The sequence below is a fragment of the Xenorhabdus santafensis genome (genome assembly GCF_033949405.1).
In the GTDB taxonomy this organism is placed as follows: Bacteria; Pseudomonadota; Gammaproteobacteria; order Enterobacterales; family Enterobacteriaceae; genus Xenorhabdus; species Xenorhabdus santafensis.
This window is the reverse complement of record NZ_VCDN01000501.1, coordinates 1-358: the sequence shown is the minus strand read 5'-3', so window position 1 is coordinate 358 and position 358 is coordinate 1. Positions and strand designations below refer to the sequence as shown.

Sequence of the window (358 nt, the reverse complement as noted above, 5' to 3'; positions counted from 1 at the left end):
ACCAGGATTCTTCCTAATTAATTTCTTTATCTCTTTAATATTTTGCAAGATATCATTCCCCTTAAATATCTTCTTTCTTTAAAAATAAACACATATAATTTTAATTCACATATGAATCCTAATGTTTTTGTCTCTTTAATTTTTCAACTGTTGTTTCATTTTTAAATACACGTTTATTCAAAACATCAATCTCAACATCTTTATCCTCAACTAACTTATATAACTTCGTAAAATTATCATCTATTTCCATTCGATGTGCTTTTAATTCTTGTTTTAATTCCTGCACATCACCACTTACTTTATCTACCTTTTTATCAACAGCATCTAGTTTTTCTAGAATTTTCGTTAATAATTCTTC

At 25.4% G+C, this 358-nt stretch carries 1 protein-coding gene; it reads right to left on the bottom strand.

Annotation, left to right across the window (positions count from 1 at the left end; translation table 11 throughout):
- Positions 1-118 precede the first annotated feature (118 nt).
- The coding region (locus tag FE392_RS21120) for a hypothetical protein (RefSeq protein WP_319932025.1) at positions 119-358 on the bottom strand (240 nt) is incomplete at its 5' end.